18 protein-coding genes are annotated in these 15,495 nt (G+C 71.0%); 8 read left to right on the forward strand and 10 right to left on the reverse strand.

Annotation, left to right across the window (positions count from 1 at the left end; translation table 11 throughout):
* The first annotated feature begins 1 nt into the window (after window position 1).
* On the forward strand, window positions 2–370 hold the full coding sequence (locus FS641_RS16260) for a VOC family protein (protein ID WP_144765728.1): 369 nt from the start codon (window positions 2–4) through the stop codon (window positions 368–370).
* A gap of 125 nt (window positions 371–495) precedes the next feature.
* On the opposite strand, the gene FS641_RS16265 is transcribed toward FS641_RS16260, so the two are convergent.
* The 4 genes from FS641_RS16265 to FS641_RS16280 form a co-directional block, all read right to left on the reverse strand.
* Window positions 496–1,146 carry an ABC-2 transporter permease gene (locus FS641_RS16265; protein ID WP_144765730.1) on the reverse strand — a complete coding sequence of 217 codons (651 nt, stop codon included), beginning with the start codon at window positions 1,144–1,146 and terminating at the stop codon, window positions 496–498.
* Complete coding sequence (locus FS641_RS16270; RefSeq protein ID WP_186317805.1) at window positions 1,143–2,000, reverse strand: ABC transporter ATP-binding protein; 858 nt, start codon at window positions 1,998–2,000, stop codon at window positions 1,143–1,145. Before FS641_RS16270 ends, FS641_RS16265 begins: the two co-directional genes overlap by 4 nt.
* On the reverse strand, window positions 1,997–2,371 hold the full coding sequence (locus FS641_RS16275) for a GntR family transcriptional regulator (RefSeq protein WP_144765734.1): 375 nt from the start codon (window positions 2,369–2,371) through the stop codon (window positions 1,997–1,999). The genes FS641_RS16270 and FS641_RS16275 overlap by 4 nt, the downstream gene beginning before the upstream one ends.
* A gap of 65 nt (window positions 2,372–2,436) precedes the next feature.
* Window positions 2,437–2,943, reverse strand: a complete 507-nt coding sequence (locus FS641_RS16280; protein WP_144765736.1) for an AAA family ATPase — start codon at window positions 2,941–2,943, stop codon at window positions 2,437–2,439.
* Window positions 2,944–2,979: 36 nt separating this feature from the next.
* Here FS641_RS16280 and FS641_RS16285 point away from each other — a divergent pair, with 36 nt between their 5' ends.
* Window positions 2,980–3,645, forward strand: coding sequence for a CatA-like O-acetyltransferase (locus FS641_RS16285; protein ID WP_144765738.1), 666 nt, complete (start codon window positions 2,980–2,982; stop codon window positions 3,643–3,645).
* Between the two features lie 139 nt (window positions 3,646–3,784).
* Here the strand turns inward: FS641_RS16285 and FS641_RS16290 are convergent, their stop codons facing one another.
* From FS641_RS16290 to FS641_RS16300, 3 genes are read right to left on the reverse strand one after another with little or no spacing between them, the layout of a single operon-like run.
* On the reverse strand, window positions 3,785–5,407 hold the full coding sequence (locus FS641_RS16290) for a hypothetical protein (protein WP_144765740.1): 1,623 nt from the start codon (window positions 5,405–5,407) through the stop codon (window positions 3,785–3,787).
* Window positions 5,408–5,410: 3 nt separating this feature from the next.
* Window positions 5,411–6,337: a carbohydrate ABC transporter permease gene (locus tag FS641_RS16295; RefSeq protein WP_144765742.1), complete on the reverse strand. Its 927-nt coding sequence runs from the start codon at window positions 6,335–6,337 to the stop codon at window positions 5,411–5,413.
* Entirely contained in the window at window positions 6,334–7,233 is a 900-nt protein-coding gene (locus FS641_RS16300; RefSeq protein WP_260855886.1) for a sugar ABC transporter permease, read from the reverse strand. The genes FS641_RS16295 and FS641_RS16300 overlap by 4 nt, the downstream gene beginning before the upstream one ends.
* A gap of 230 nt (window positions 7,234–7,463) precedes the next feature.
* Between FS641_RS16300 and FS641_RS16305 the strand changes: the two genes are divergently transcribed.
* Both FS641_RS16305 and FS641_RS16310 read left to right on the forward strand, forming a co-directional pair.
* The gene (locus FS641_RS16305) at window positions 7,464–8,195 is read left to right on the forward strand and encodes a class I SAM-dependent methyltransferase (RefSeq protein WP_144765744.1); all 732 of its coding nucleotides are present in this window, start codon (window positions 7,464–7,466) and stop codon (window positions 8,193–8,195) included.
* Between the two features lie 36 nt (window positions 8,196–8,231).
* Window positions 8,232–9,254 (forward strand): LacI family DNA-binding transcriptional regulator, encoded by a 1,023-nt coding sequence (locus FS641_RS16310; RefSeq protein WP_144765746.1) that lies wholly within the window; start codon window positions 8,232–8,234, stop codon window positions 9,252–9,254.
* 49 nt (window positions 9,255–9,303) lie between these two features.
* On the opposite strand, the gene FS641_RS16315 is transcribed toward FS641_RS16310, so the two are convergent.
* Window positions 9,304–10,011, reverse strand: a complete 708-nt coding sequence (locus FS641_RS16315; RefSeq protein ID WP_260855887.1) for a triacylglycerol lipase — start codon at window positions 10,009–10,011, stop codon at window positions 9,304–9,306.
* A complete protein-coding gene (locus FS641_RS16320; protein ID WP_186317806.1) occupies window positions 10,008–10,781 on the reverse strand; it encodes an alpha/beta fold hydrolase in 774 nt (257 codons plus the stop codon). Before FS641_RS16320 ends, FS641_RS16315 begins: the two co-directional genes overlap by 4 nt.
* Before the next feature lie 85 nt (window positions 10,782–10,866).
* On the opposite strand from FS641_RS16320, the gene FS641_RS18195 reads away from it, so the two are divergent.
* The 3 genes from FS641_RS18195 to FS641_RS16335 all read left to right on the forward strand — a co-directional run bounded on the left by FS641_RS18195 (window position 10,867) and on the right by FS641_RS16335 (window position 13,361).
* Window positions 10,867–11,400, forward strand: coding sequence for a hypothetical protein (locus tag FS641_RS18195; protein WP_186317807.1), 534 nt, complete (start codon window positions 10,867–10,869; stop codon window positions 11,398–11,400).
* 16 nt (window positions 11,401–11,416) lie between these two features.
* Window positions 11,417–11,965 (forward strand): dihydrofolate reductase family protein, encoded by a 549-nt coding sequence (locus tag FS641_RS16330; RefSeq protein WP_144765752.1) that lies wholly within the window; start codon window positions 11,417–11,419, stop codon window positions 11,963–11,965.
* Window positions 11,966–12,062: 97 nt separating this feature from the next.
* Window positions 12,063–13,361 carry an NAD(P)/FAD-dependent oxidoreductase gene (locus FS641_RS16335; protein ID WP_144765754.1) on the forward strand — a complete coding sequence of 433 codons (1,299 nt, stop codon included), beginning with the start codon at window positions 12,063–12,065 and terminating at the stop codon, window positions 13,359–13,361.
* 526 nt (window positions 13,362–13,887) lie between these two features.
* Here FS641_RS16335 and FS641_RS16340 read toward each other — a convergent pair.
* The gene (locus FS641_RS16340; protein ID WP_144765756.1) at window positions 13,888–14,793 is read right to left on the reverse strand and encodes an SDR family oxidoreductase; all 906 of its coding nucleotides are present in this window, start codon (window positions 14,791–14,793) and stop codon (window positions 13,888–13,890) included.
* Window positions 14,794–14,880: 87 nt separating this feature from the next.
* Here FS641_RS16340 and FS641_RS16345 point away from each other — a divergent pair, with 87 nt between their 5' ends.
* On the forward strand, window positions 14,881–15,456 hold the full coding sequence (locus FS641_RS16345) for a TetR/AcrR family transcriptional regulator (protein WP_144765758.1): 576 nt from the start codon (window positions 14,881–14,883) through the stop codon (window positions 15,454–15,456).
* The last annotated feature ends 39 nt before the right edge of the window (window positions 15,457–15,495 follow it).

The following is a 15,495-nucleotide window of genomic DNA, read 5'->3' on the forward strand; positions in this document are numbered from 1 at the left end:
CGTGATCGGTTCCCTCGACGTCATCGTCCTGGACTGTCCGGACACCCGGGCACTCGCACGGTTCTGGGCGGAGGTGCTCGGCGGCGAGATCGTCCAGTTCGACGAGGACTGGGCCGAGGTGATGCTGCCCGTCGCCGGGAGCCGCCCGATCGTCGCCTTCCAGCGGGTCGACGACCACCGGCCGCCCGAGTGGCCGGGACAACTGGTGCCGCAGCAGATCCACCTCGACGTGAAGGTGGACGACCTCGACGCGGGTGAGACAGCGGTGCTCGCGATCGGAGCGAGGGCGACCGGAGCGGGGACCGACGGCTTCCGTGTCTACCTCGACCCGGCCGGCCACCCCTTCTGCCTCATCCACCCGACCGACTGAGCATGGCCGGCAGACCGCCAGACCGAGCAAGCACGGCTGTCAGACCGCCGGACCGAGCAAGCGCCGCAGGCTGACCGCCAGACCGAGCAAGCACCGCAGGCAGACCGACCGACCGAGCGAGGTCGTCAGAGTTCGCGGCGCTCGTACAGCCGAGTCGAGACGAGCGCCGAGGCGACGAGCACGACGACACCCCCGACCAGCACCGCCACGACGACCACCGGCGACGGCCCTCCGCCGATCGTGACGGAGGTCGCACCGTCGAGCAGCCCCGTCTGCCCCGCCAACCACGACCCGACGGCGAGGACGGCGACCGGGATGTACAGCATCGGCCGGGCCCGGGTGTAGCCGAGTGCGAAGAACCACGGCAGCTGGACGGCGACACACGCCACCGTGACCCCGAAGGCCACGAGGAGCAGCGTCCCGACCGTCGACCACGCCATCGTCTCGTGTCGCACTGCCGCGGTGACCAGGGAGACCAGCACGCCGAGCGCCACCGCGGCGGCTGCGAAGGCGAGCACGGTCAGGAAGCGACCGACGACCACGTCCCGGCGCCGGACCAGGGTGTTCGCGTACAGGGTGTCGAGCTGCCCGCGCTCGTCGCCCTGGAACGGGTAGGACACGGAGACGGCAGCGATCACCGCGCCCACCACGATGGCGAGTCCCGGGACGGGGATGACCGCCCCGAAGACGACCACGAACGCCAGCGGGACGAGTGCCCGTCGTGCCTGCGTCGTCGCGAAGCTGGTGATGTCGAACCTGGTGAACGCGGTGATCACTTGCGGGCCTCCTCGGCGAAGTGCACGACCACGTCGTCGGTGGTCGCCTGGTCGATGACGACGTCGGAGCCGAAGGCCGCGGTGTCGTCGGTACGGATGAGTGCCTCGTACCCGCCGCTCGGTCCCGTGCGGGCTCCGATCGCCGCGGTGCGCACCCCCGGTGTGATCGGGGTGCTGCTGCGGACGACGGCGAACCGGTCGTGCAGTTCGTCGAGCATCCCGGCGAAGACGACCCGACCGGCGTTCAGGACGACGATGTGGTCCGCGAGGTCGTCGAGCTCGGCCGTGATGTGGGTGGAGAACAACACCGAGTGGCCCGGGTCCGTCATGTACTCGCGGATCAGGTCGGCGAGCTCGCGGCGGGCGACCGGGTCGAGTCCGCTCGTCGGTTCGTCGAGCACGAGCAGGTCGGGGTCGTGTGCGAGCGCCATCGCCAGGGACAGCTTCACGGTCTGTCCGCGCGAGAGCGCGTCCACGCGGTTGCCCACCGGCAGTCCGAACCGGTCGAGCAGGTCTCGCCACGTCGACTCGTCCCAGTGCGCGTAGAGCCGCCCGATCCGCCGACCGATGGTGCCGACCCGCCACTCCGGAGCCGCGGTCACCCGGTCGAGCACCACGCCGACCCGGTCTCGCGCCCCGGGATGGGCGGCCGGGTCGCCGCCGAGGACCTGCACGGTGCCGGCGTCCGGCGTGAGCAGCCCGAGCATGCTCTTGAGGAGGGAGGTCTTCCCCGCGCCGTTCGGCCCCACGAGTCCGGTGACGTACCCGCTCGGGACGGTCATCGTGACGTCGCGGAGCGCGAAGGCGTCGCGCTGTTTGGTCAGTCCCTGGACCGACACGGCGTTCATGGTCATCGTTCGTTCCATTCCTCTTCGACCTTCTCGGTGATCTGGGTGAGGTCCATGCGTGCGACCCGTGCTGCTGCGACGACCTCCGCCACGGCGCGGTCGACCCGGTCGGCCAGCGCTGCGCTCGCGACCGCGGTGTCGACCGCCTGGACGACGAAGCCGCGACCGTGTTCGTTGACGACGATGCCCTCGGCGACGAGGTCGTTGTAGGCGCGCGTGACGGTGATCACGCTGACCCGGAGCTCCGCGGCGAGGCCCCGGAGCGACGGCAGCAGGGCTCCGGCCGGCGGGTCACCCGCGTGGACGGAGGAGCGGACCTGGTTCTTGATCTGCTCGTACATCGGCACGCCGCTGGTGGTGGAGAGGACGATGTGCACGCAGGCTCCGCTTCGCTCTACTGTTCATGAACACCATAACAGTAGAGCGTTACCGCCGGTCGATGTCAAGCGTTCTGCGCGCGCACCCACCGGACGACGTCGGCGAGGAGCGGGTCGTGGCCGTCGGTGGTGTCGACCTCGAGCAGCGGGACGCCGAGGTCGAGTGGGCGTTCCACACGCGGCAGGTTCCCGCGCACGCGTGCTTCCATCGCCGCACCGTGACCGCGCGTTGCGAACCGTCCGAGGGCCAGGTCCGTCCGGCAGTGCACGTTGCAGACCACGCCCGCCGGAACGAGGACCGTCCGGACGTCGGCCTCGGACTGGTCCCGGTACAGCGTCGCGTCCGCGATCACGCTGCAGTCGGCGTCGGCGTACGCGGCGGTCATCCTCCAGAACAGCTCGACGCCGCGCGGGACGACGTCGCCACGCGTCAGGCCCGCACCGGCCATGAGCCCTGCGTACAGCTCGTCGCGTTCCACCCGGGGCCAGCCGAGCTCCGCCTGGAGTGCCCGAGCGAGCGTGCTCTTCCCGCTGCCCGGTGCCCCGCTCAGCAGCACGATCGTCGCCGTCATGTCCGCCAGCGTAGGGACGTGCGCCAGAGTGGAGCCATGACCGATCCAGCACCGTCGCCGATCGACCTCGCCACGTGGCCGCGCCGCGAGCACTTCGAGCACTACCGCGACGTCGTCCCCTGCACCTACGCCGCCACGGTCGACGTCGACGTGACCGCCTTCGTGCGGGCACTGCGCGAACACGGCCGGAAGACGTACCCAGCACAGATCTGGGCGCTCGCGACGGCGGTGAACCGGCATCCCGAGTTCCGGATGACGCTGCTGCCTGATCGGTCCCCCGCCGTGTGGGACGTCGTGCACCCGGGCTTCACGGTGTTCAACCCCGACCGCGAGACCTTCAGCGCGGTGTGGGTGCCGTACGACCCCGACTTCGACGCCTTCCACGCCGCCGTCACCGAGGCACTCGTGACCCACCGCGGCGCGACCGCGATGTTCCCAGGACCGCCCGCGCCGCCGAACGCCTTCGACGTGTCGAGTCTGCCGCGCACGACGTTCTCCGGGTTCACGATCCAGGTCGGTGACGGCTGGGACCACCTGCTCCCGATCTTCACCATCGGGCGCCACCACGAGCGCGATGGTCGCACCCTGATGCCGCTCGCGGTGCAGGTCCACCACGCGGCTGCCGACGGCTTCCACACCAGCCGGCTCATCTCGGACGTCGAGCAGCTCCTCGCCGAGCCGTCCTGGCTCGGCGTCGGCTGACCTCCGGCAGGGCGGTCGCCACGAGCGGACCACCGGCCGGGAGGATCGGGGCGGCCCGCACCCGAGCCTCCCGTCCGGACCACCGGCCGGGAGGATCGGGGCGGGCCGCACCCGAGCCTGGCGTCCGGACGTGGCCGGGTCAGGACCGGCCGCGCGCCTGCAGGGCCTCCTGGTACTCGTCGCGGATCGCGTCGCCGCCACGGCGGCGCCACTCACGGACGACGTTCTTCCACCCGGACACCGGCGCACGTCCGAGCAGGACGTCGTTGATCGCGTTGGTGACGAAGGTGCCGACGGCAGGACCCTTCGTCGAGTTCGTCGGCGAGTACAGCCCGTACGTCGGGTTCGGCACGCCGTCGTCCAACCACGACGACAGCGACTCGTAGACGGTGTCGGTCATGCCGGGACGCCCCGCGTAGAACAGCGGCAGCGGGCACTCGGTGAAGTACTGCAGCGGGAACTCGCCGAGCGCCGTCTCGCTGTTGCCGGTCTTCGTGAGCACCGGCGTCCCGTCCCGGTACTCGAAGTCCCGCCCCTCGATGCCGAACTTGCGGTACGTCCACGCCTCCGTGCCGAACGGCGACGCGCACCAGTCCAGGACGCCGAGCAGCATGCGGATGCGGTCCTCGGACGCGGCGGCGAGCGCGGTGATCGCGTTGTTCGGATCGCCGAGCCAGGGTCTCGGCTTCGCGCCGGACGGCCCGACGAACGGCGCCGTGGTCAACTCGAAGCCGCTGTCGGGCGTCGCCTGCTGGACGATGCCGGGGATCGCGCTGTACGTGTCGGACAGCATCAGCGCGGAGCCCTGCACGAGCCAGACCTTGCCGTTGTACGCGGTGATGCTGTCCGGGTGCACGAGGTCCTCGGCGATGAGACGACGCGAGACGTCGAGGAGCTCCTGGTAGGCGTCGAGCTCGTACATGTGGGTGAGCTCGCCGCCGCGGTGTTCCCACTGGTTCGGCAGGTCGAGCATCGGCGCGAGGACGTTCGTCGGCACCGAGGCGAGGGCCCAGCGGTTCGCGTGGGGGTCGGAGACCTCGCGGCAGAGCTGCACGAACTCGTCGAGGCTGCTGAACGACGGGTCGACGCCGAGTCCTTCGAACAGGTCCTGTCGTCGGTAGAGCACCTGCGAGGTCAACGGGCCACGCGGCACGGGGACGGCGTAGATGCCGCCGGAGAACACCGTTCCGCGCCACGATGCCGTCGGCAGGTTCGCGAGGTACGGGAAGTCCCGCACGCCGCTGCCCGACAGGTGCTCGGTGAGGTCCTGGGCCTTCGCCTCGAGGAACTGTGGCAGGTACGGGAAGGACCCGAACACCGTGAAGACGTCGCCGAGCGTGTCGCCGGCGACCTGCGTGGCGAACTTGTTGCCGAAGTCCGCGTTCGGGGTGATCGTGAGGTCGAGGTCGATGCCCATCCGGTCGTCGAGGCCCTGCCAGTACGGGTTGCTGGCCTTCGCCGGCGGGACGGGCGAGTTCGTCGGGACGCTGCCGTGCACCGTGGAGCCGTCGCCCGGCTTCCTGGCGGTCGGGACGAGCGTGTCCGGGATCCGGCGGAACGCGCTCGGCATGAGCGCACTCGTCTTCGGCAGGACCGGTTCGGGTCCCCCGGTCCACGGGACGTAGTCGGGCAGCGCGACCGCCCTGTTGATCGCCGCGACGTCGGTGGAGCGGGTCACGGTGGAGCACCCGGCCAGGAGGCTCGTGGCCGCGATGCCGAGTCCGCCTCCGATGAGCGCGCGGCGGGTGAGGTTCGTGGTCATGGTTCAGCCCTTCACGGCGCCGGTCAGGACACCCGTGGCGAAGTGCCGCTGCAGGAACGGGTAGACGATGAGGATGGGGACGATCGAGACGACGAGGATCGCCATCTGGATGGACGCCTGCGGGGGCAGGGCGTCGGAGGACGTGCCGAGGTCGGCGCCGCCGAGCTGGGCGTTGTTGACCACGTAGGTGCGCAGCACGAGCTGCAGTGGCCACTTCGCGGTGTCGTTGATGTACAGCAGGGCGGTGAAGAAGGCGTTCCAGTAGCCGACGGCGTAGAACAGGCCGATCACGGCGAGGACGGCCTTCGACAGCGGGAGCACGATCCGCAGGAAGACCCCGAAGTCCCCGGCGCCGTCGATGCGGGCGCTCTCGATGAGCTCCTTCGGGATGTTCATGAAGAACGACCGCATCACGATCACGTTGAAGGCGCTGAGGGCCGTCGGCAGGATGAGCGCCCAGTACGAGTCGAGCAGCCCGAACTGCTTCACGACGAGGTAGTTCGGGATGAGCCCAGGGGCGAACAGCAGGCTGACGAGCACCAGGCTGAGGACGAACCCGGACCCGTAGGTACCGGGTCGACTCAGCGCGTACGCGAGCATGGCGCTCACGAACAGGCTGATCAGCGTCCCGACCACGGTGATGCCGACGCTGACGAGCAGTGCCCGGGTGACGACGCCGCCGGCGAAGATGCTCTCGTAGGCGCTGAAGTCGAGCCCCTTCGGCCACATCACGAACCCGCCGGCGTCGTTCACCTGGCTGGTCGGCGCGACGGACGTCGACACGATGCCGAGGAACGGCAGCAGCACGACGAGGCAGATGACGAACAGCACGAAGCCGGTGAGCATGCGCCCGGGCAGCGGCGGGGCGTCGAGCCGCTTCCGCTGGGGCGTCCGCGATCCGGGGACGGTGACGCTGCGCGTGGCACTCATCGAGACTCCTTCTGGTAGACGCCCGACTCGCCGAAGACGTGGGCGAGCTTGTTGGCACCGAGCACGAGCAGCACGCCGACGATGCCCTTGACCAGACCGACGGCAGCGGCGACCCCCCACTGGCCGCCGAGCACGCCGTTGTTGTAGACGTAGGTGTCGAGGACCTCGCTGGCGGCCCGTCCGACGGCTGCCTGCTGGAGGAGGATCTGCTCGAACCCGACGGTGAGCGAGTCCCCGAGCCGCAGGATGAGCAGCAGGATGACGATCCCGCGCATCCCGGGCAGGGTGACGTGCCAGAGCTGGCGCATCCGGCTCGCGCCGTCCGTCTTCGCGGCCTCGTAGAGGCTGGTGTCGATCTGCGAGAGCACCGCGAGGAACAGGATCGTGGCCCAGCCGGTGTCCTTCCAGATCACCTGGCTGGTCAGCAGGGCGATGAAGCCGTTCGGGTTGCCGAGGAAGTCGACGGCGTCACCGCCGGCGGCGCGGATGGCGTTGTTCACGAGGCCGGAGCCGCCGAGGATCTGCTGGAACACGGCGACGACGATCACCCAGGACAGGAAGTGCGGCAGGTAGAGGACCGACTGCACGACCCGCTTGATGCGCTCCGACAGCAGCGAGTTGAGCATCAGTGCCAGGACGATCGGCGCCGGGAACACGAACACCACCTGCACGAGCGTGATGACGAGCGTGTTCCGGAGTGCGCCGAGGAACTCCGGGTCGCCGTTCACGATCACCGCGAAGTTCTCGAGGCCGACCCACGGGCTGCGTCCGAGCGGCACGAAGGGCAGGTACTCCTGGAACGCGATGAGGTTGCCGAGCAGTGGCAGGTAGTGGAAGCCGAGCAGCAGCGCGAGCCCCGGGAGCCCCATGAGGAGCAGCACCCGGTCCCGCTTCACCCGTTCCCACGTGGTCCATCGCCGTCGGACGACCGACCCTCCCCCGGGCGGTCCGCCCCTCGCGACTTCGGGTCGCACTCCTGCGTCGAGCTTCGTCACTCCGGCCTCCTTCAATGGATCCCGCAGCGACGATGTCTGATATTGCACTGATCCGGCAAGATGTTGCCATGTGTTTCCATCGTTGTAACGGTCCAGTGACCGCTCACTGACGGCAGTGGCAGGCTGAACCCATGACCTTCGAGCAGCACGCACAGTCCTTCGGCGCCGCGGCCGACGCGTACGAGCGGGGTCGGCCGGGGTACCCGGAGTCGGTCGCGTCGTGGCTCGCGCCGGCCCCGGTCGCCCGGGCGGTCGACGTGGGAGCGGGCACCGGGAAGTTCACCGCGGTGCTGACGGCGGTCGCCGGGTCCGTCACCGCGGTGGAGCCCGACGCGGCGATGCGGGAGCGCCTCGCCCGGGCGGTCCCCGGCGTGGACGTCCTCGACGGAACGGGCGAGGCGATCCCGGTCCCGGACGGCAGCGCCGACCTGGTGACCTTCGCGCAGTCGTGGCACTGGGTCGACGCCGGAGCCGGCGCCACCGAGGTCGCCAGGGTGCTCCGTCCGGGCGGGGTGCTCGGCCTGGTCTGGAACGTCCGCGACGAGTCCCTCGACTGGTCACGGCGCCTCGGCGACCTCATCAAGCGTCCGGAGTCGCGCGTGATGGAGTACGACCGACCGGTCGTCGGTGCACCGTTCCACGACGGGGAGCACCGGGCGTTCCCCTGGGTGCACGAGCAGTCGCGGTCGGACCTGCTCGACATGGTCGCGTCCCGCAGCTACGTGATCGTGCTCCCCGGCGCGGAGCGCGACGCCCTGCTGCGCGACGTCGAGCACCTGCTCGACAGCGACCCGACGACGGCGGGACGGGCCACGATCGCGGTGCCGTACGTCACGCACGTGCACCGGTACGTCCGACCCTGAGTCGGAACCGACACCCCCTGGCGCTACGGTTGCTCCATGCGCGCCACCGTGCGGGACGTCGCCGCCCTGGCCGGGGTGTCGCCGAAGACCGTCTCCAACGTCATCAACGGCGTCGTGGTGGTCCGACCGGAGACCCGCGCTCGCGTCGAGCAGGCACTCGCGCAGCTCGACTACGTGCCGAACCTGTCCGCACGGGGCCTGCGGAACGGCCGCTCCGGCGTGGTCGCCCTGACCCTGCCGGAGATGAGCAGCGCGTACGCGGCCGAGCTCGCCCGGTGGTTCGTCGAACTCGCCAGGGACCACGACTGGGTGGTCCAGCTCGACCAGACCGGGAGCGACCCCGAACGGGAACAGGAGCTCGTGTCCCGCGCGCGAGCGCACCTCGTCGACGGCCTCGTCCTCAACCCGGTGTCGCTGAGCGCCAGCGTGCTCGCGTCGACCGTGGGGCTCCCCCCGACCGTCGTGATCGGCGAGGTCGAGCCCGAGCACGTCGACCAGGTGCACGTCGACAGCGTCGCCGCGGCCACCGAGGTGACCCGCTACCTGCTCGACCGCGGACACCGGCGGATCGCTGCGGTCGGCGCTCCCGCGGCCACCGCCGACCGCACCCGGGTCACGGCGACGAGCGAGCTCCGCGTCAGCGGGTACGAGCAGGCACTCCGAGCGGCCGGCGTCGAGCCGGACCCGGCCCTGCGGGTGCCGGTCGCCTCGTGGACGACGTCCGACGCCGCGTCCGCCTTCGCCGCGTGGCTCGACCACCACCCGCTGCCGGACGCGGTCTTCGCGTTCACGGACTCGATCGCGTTCGGTGTCCTGCACGTGCTCGCCGCGCGGGGCATCAGCGTGCCGGACGAGGTCAGCGTCATCGGGTTCGACGACGTCGACGGTGCGGCCTTCGCGATCCCGGCCCTGACGACGGTGTCGTTCGACCGCCGGTCCTTCGCCGGGGCCGCCCTCGACCTGCTCGCCGCCCGCATCGCCGACCGCGACGCCCCGGCCGCGACCGTCGTGATCCCGCACCGCATCGTGGAACGCGCGAGCGTACGCTCCACCCCATGACCCGCGCCGACGCGTCGATGCCGCGGTGGTCCCCGCCGAGCGACGCCGGTCAGCGCTCCTCGGCTGCGTCGAGCACCGCGTCCCGGGTCTGCCGCGCGGCGAGGATCCGGAAGTGGCCGCCGACGGGCACCCGCACGTTCCGGGCTCCGGCGAGGTGGCTGCCGCCGGGGATGAGCGTGTCGAAGACGCCGTAGACCGAGGTGATCCGCGCGTTCGCGTCGCGCTCGACAGCGAGTCGCGCGAGCACGGGGTCCGCCGCGCGGAACACCCGCAGGTGCCGCACCGGGGCGAGGTTCGCGTACACCGAGCCCGCGAACGGCGTCGACACGGCGACCATGCGGTCGATGCGCCCGTCGGGGTCGAGTTCCGCCATCGCGTACTTCCCGATCAGGCCGCCCTTGCTGTGCGCGACGACGACCACCCCGCGCAGGTCGTGCTCGTCGAGGTAGGCCATCACGTCCGCCGCCGAGTCCGGCACCGGACGGAGGTTGTGGCGCAGCACGGTGAGCACGTGGACGGGGTGCCCGCGGTCGTGCAGCGCGTCCATCAGCGGCCGCATGAAGTGCCAGGTCTCGTAGACACCGGGCACGACCACGACGGGGCACGCGTCGCCGTCGCGGTAGTCGTCCGCCGTCGTGGGCCCGAGGCTCTGGACCTGCCACCGGACCGCGTAGACCCAGTCGAGGGCAGCCCACCACGCCCGACGGAGCAGGCCGACCCGGATCGGGCCGGTGGCACCGGTGGTCGGCGCGGTCACCGGACGCCCTCGAGCGTCTGCGCCCGGAGGAACTCGTCGACGAGTTCGGCGAAGGCGCGCGGCTGGTGCTCCTGCACGTGGTGCGCCCCGAACAGCTCGACGAGCGCCCCCTGCCGTGCGACCCGCGTCAGTCGACCGGCCCACCCGCTCGACGCGATCTGGTCGCGCGTCCCCCGCACGACGAGCACGGGCACGCGGAGGCCGGCGACGGCGTCCCGCATCGGGTAGCGGAGCATCGGCCGGAGCTGGAGGACGTACTGGCGGACGCTGCGCAGGTAGTCCGTGACGAGCACCGCGTTCATCCGGATGCCCTCGAAGACGCCGTCCCGGCCGAGCGCGAGCGCCAGGTGCGCGAGCGTGCGGCGCCGGTCGTCGACGACCGGCCCGACGAGCACGACGGACACGACGTCGGCGGGGTGCCGCGCTGCTGCCTCGACGACGACCTGGGCGCCCATCGACTGCCCGACGAGGATGCTCTCGTGCACCCCGCGGCTCCGGAGCGCGCGCATCACGAGCTCCGCGAGCTCACCGATCGCGAGCGAACGACCCGCGCCGGGGACCCCGCCGAACCCCGGGAGGTCCACGGACACGGTCCGGTGCGTCCGCGAGAGCACCTGCTGGGACCGCGCGAACGAGCGGTGGGACATCCCGAGCCCGTGGACGAGGACCACGGTCGGTGCGAGCTGGTCCCGTCGACGTCCGGCCGGCGCCATCGTCCGGAGTCGGACCTCCAGGCCGTCCACCGAGACCGTCTCCACGAGTGCGCGCACATGTCGACAGTACGCAGGCGGCATTCGCAGGCGCTCGGGAGGCTCGTCATCGACTCCGCACAGGCAGCGGACGTGGACTGCTGCCATGACCGATCACCACGACCAGGACGCGGGCGCAACAGCCTCACCCACCCCGTCCGCCCAGCCCGGCGGATGGGGACAGGCGCCGTCCGCGGGTCCGGGGAACCAGTACCCGTACTCGACTGCGCAGTACTCGACGGGCCAGCCCGCCCCGGGCCCGGGTCTGGGTCCTGGTCCGGCCGGCCCTGGAGGCTGGGGCAGCTGGTCCGCGCAGCCCGCTCCCGTCGGTCCGACCGGTTGGTACGGCGCCGGTCCCGGTGGCCCGGCACCGGCGAGCCGGCCGCGCCCGCCGTGGTTCTGGCCGGTGATCGCGGCGGCGGTCGGGCTGGCGGCCCTGCTGGCCGGAGGCGGTGCCGGGTTCGCCGTCGGGCACGCGATCGGCGTCGACCGGTCGCACTCCTCGACGACACAGGTGCCCGGGTACGGGTGGAACGGCGCTCCCGGACGGTCCGACGGCAGCACGGGACGGGTCCCTGGACAGGGCACCGCTCGGGGTTCCGGCTCGGGGAGCTCGGACGGTTCCGCTCCGAACAGCTGAGCAGTACGCTCCCGGCATGCGGAAGGTCACGGCAGGACTGTTCACGTCGGTCGACGGCGTCGTGCAGGACCCGTACGAGTTCCAGTACGACAGCTTCGACGACGAGCTCGGTGCCGGCATGGGGGCCTTCATGGCCAGGACCGACACGGTGCTCCTCGGGCGGAACAGCTACACGGAGTGGTCGTCCTGGTGGCCGGAGCACCCCGACGACCCGTTCGGGCAGTGGATCAACCCGATCGAGAAGTACGTGGCGTCGACCACGCTCGGCGACGACCTGACGTGGCAGAACACCACCAGGATCCCCGGCGACGTGCACGGGTTCGTGCGCGAGCTGCGAGAGCGGGACGGCGGGGACATCGCGGTGTGCGGCAGCGTCACGCTGGTGCGCAGTCTGCTGTTCGCGGGACTCCTCGACGAACTGCAGCTGATGGTGCACCCGGCCGTCGCCGGCCACAGGCGGAAGCTGTTCGAGCCGACCGACCCGGCCATGCGGCTGCGCCTGGTCGAGAGCACCGTGACGAGCAAGGGCAACGTGGTGAGCACCTACGCGCCGCTCGCGGTCTGACGGGGGCGAGCCGAGCCTCCAGGCCGGGTGGACCGCGCCACCGCGGAACGGGCGTACCGTTGTGGGTGCCGTTCACCGCACAACCCCGGAGCTCACCATGCCGCAGGACACCCGCCCCCACGTCGTCATCGTCGGTGGTGGTTTCGCCGGCGTCTCCGCGATGCGCGAGCTCGCGGACGCACCCGTGCGCGTGACCCTCGTCGACCGCCACGTCTACAACATGTTCCAGCCGCTCATGTACCAGGTGGCGACCGGTGGCCTGAACGCCGGTGACGTGACGTACTTCCTGCGGAGCCTGCGTGCGCGGCAGGACAACGCGGAGTTCCGGCACGGCCTGCTGACCGGCATCGACCCTGTTGCCCGGGTCGCCGAGATGTCCGACGGTGAGCACCTGCACTACGACCACCTCGTGCTGGCGAACGGCGTGAACACGAGCTACTTCGGGACCCCGGGTGCGTACGAGTACGCGTACTCGATGTACTCCCGGTCCCAGGCGCTCCGCATCCGTGACGAGCTCTTCACCCGACTCGAAGAGGCCGCGGCGAACCAGGGGCCGGACGAGATCAAGATCGTCATCGTCGGTGGCGGTGCGACCGGCGTCGAGATGGCCGGTGCGCTCGCCGAGCTCCGCGACCAGGCGCTCGAGGGTGCGTACCCGGAGATCCTCCGCGGCAACATCACGATCACGCTCGTGCACCGGAGCGGCGAGCTGCTCAAGCCGTTCGCACCACGACTCCGTCGGTACGCGGCGAAGGTCCTCCGTAAGCGCGGCGTGATCCTGCGGCTCAACACCGGCGTCGCCGAGGTCCTGCCGAACGGCGTGAAGACGGCGTCGGGCGAGGTCATCCCCGCGTCGCAGGTGATCTGGGCCACGGGTGTCGCCGCGCACAAGGAGGTGTCGAACTGGAACATGCCGCAGACGCACGGCGGCCGCATCCAGGTGAACGACGACCTCAGTGTGAAGGGCGTCGAGGGGATCTGGGCCGCCGGGGACATCGCGGCGCAGGACGACGCCCTCGCGCAGCTCGCCCAGCCGGCGCTGCAGGGCGGCAAGCACATCGCCCGACAGATCAAGCGCTCGCTCGAAGGCAGGCCGACCGAGCACTTCAAGTACTTCGACAAGGGCACGATGGCGACGATCGGCACGAACGCCGCCGTCGCGCAGCTCCGCGGCGGGATCACGATGGTCGGGCCGGTGGCCTGGGCCGCGTGGGTCGTGGTGCACATCGCGTCGCTGCTCGGGAACGGCAACCGGCTGTCGACGCTGTCGCACTTCTTCGTGCGCTACCTCTGGTTCATGCGGAAGCGGGCGATCCCGATCGTCGGTGACGTGCGGCCCGTGCGGCCGAACGGCGACCGCGAGCCGGAGCCGTGGCAGATGCAGAAGGCCGAGTAGCGCGGGCGTCCGCGGGCGCGGGCGCGGCGCGGGGGCGCGGAGTGCCCTGAGTCGACTCGGAACGACACGGTCGCTGTCGTACGACGTCGACACTGTCGTCGCTTGCGGCGCGCAACAGTTGCGCGTGCAAGGAACGACACGGTCGCTGTCGTACGACATCGACACTGTCGTCACTCGCGGCGCGCAACAGTTGCGCGTGCAAGGAGCGACACGGTCGCTGTCGTACGACGTCGACACTGTCGTCACTTGCGGGGAGCACCCGCACGCGCACGGCAACAGTTGCGCGTGCAAGGAGCGACACGGTCGCTGTCGCACGACGTCGACACTGTCGTCGCTTGCGGCGCGCAACAGTTGCACACGCAAGGAGCGACATGGTCGATGTCGTACGACATCGACCATGTCGTTCCGAGTCGACGACGGGCCTCCACGACGGGCCTCCACGCCCCCAGCCGACGCCGAACCTCGACGCCGAACGCCCCCAGCCGACGACGGCCACCCAGCCCCGGCCCCCAGCCGACGACGGGCCTCAGCGCACCGGCACCGCGAAGTACGCGCCGGCGGCGATGTCCTCGGCGAGCGTCGGCCCCGAGGGCGTCCACCCGAGGAGCTCCTGCGTGGCCGTCGACGTCGCCGACATCTCCATGCCGAAGAACCGCCCGATGAACCCGAAGTGCGACTCTGCGTCTGCCGGGTCGATGGACGTCACGGGCAGACCGAGTCCGGCGCCGATGGCCTCCGCGATCGACCGCGTCGACACGACGGGCTCCGCCACGGCGTGCAGGCGTGTGCCGGCCGGTGCGCTCTCGAGCCCGAGCCGGACGAGCCGGGCCGCGTCCGAGCGGTGCACCGCCGACCAGTTGTTCGCGCCGTCGCCGATGTAGCCCGACACGCCGTGCTGGCGCGCCGCGGCGACGATCGCGGCGATGAAGCCGTGGTCACCCATGCCGTGCACGGTCGGCGCGAACCGGGCCGCGATGGTCCGGACGCCCTGCTCGACGAAGTCGAACCCCCGGTTCTCGCTGCCGCCGCGCATCGCGTCGGGGCCGACGAAGGGGTTCGGGTCCTCCTCGGTCGCGGGTCGGTCGGCGGCGAGTCCGGCGACGCCCGAGGCCACCACGAAGGGGCGGTCGCTGCCGACGAGGGCCGTGCCGATGATCTCGACGGCGGCACGCTCGCTGGCGTTCGTCGCAGCCGCGTTCCCCCAGTCGTGCTTGTTGGCGAGGTGGACGACGCCGTCGGCCGCTTCCGCACCGCGGCGGATGGCGTCGAGGTCGTCGAGGTCGCCGCGGATCGCCGTGGCTCCGGCCGCCTCGACGCGGGCCACGGACTCGTCCGAGCGGGCGAGCCCGACGACCTGGTGTCCGGCGGCGATGAGGTCGTCGACGGTGGCTGAGCCGATCCAACCGGAGGCTCCGGTGACGAACACGTGCATGGTGGTTCCTTCCGAACGATGATGTCATTGACTGACATCACTCACCGTACACCCGATGTCATGCACTGTCATCAGTAGACTCCTCCCATGGTCCGATGGCAACCCGGGACGCGCGAGCGTCTGCAGGCGACGGCGCTGGAGCTCTTCACGACGAAGGGCTACGAGCAGACGACCGTCGCGGAGATCGCCGCGGCGGCGTCCGTCACCGAGCGCACCTTCTTCCGGCACTTCGCCGACAAGCGCGAGGTGATCTTCGCCGGGCAGGAGGACTTCCTGGCGATGTTCATCGACCCGATCGACGCCGCCGACGCCGACACACCGCCCTTCACCCTGATCGCGCGATCGCTGGAGGCGGCCGGCAGGTTCTTCCCCGAGGAGCGCCGCCCCTGGTCACGCGCTCGGCAGACCGTCATCGACGCCGAGCCCTCCCTCGGCGAACGCGAACTGTCCAAGCTCGCGACGCTCAAGGTCCGTCTCGGCGAGGTCCTGCGTGACCACGGCATCGGCGAACCGGCGGCGACCCTGGCCGCGGAGACCGCGGTGACGGTGTTCCACCTCTCGTTCCAGCAGTGGATCGTCGACGACGGGGACCGTCCCTTCGACGCCATCGCCCGTGAGCGACTCGACGCCCTCTCCGCCATGGTGACCGCCACCGCACACTGAGGTCGTTCTTGGCGAAGCCGGGCATCCTGGCTCGGACCA

Source organism: Curtobacterium sp. 9128, assembly GCF_007673775.1.
Classification (GTDB): Bacteria; Actinomycetota; Actinomycetes; order Actinomycetales; family Microbacteriaceae; genus Curtobacterium.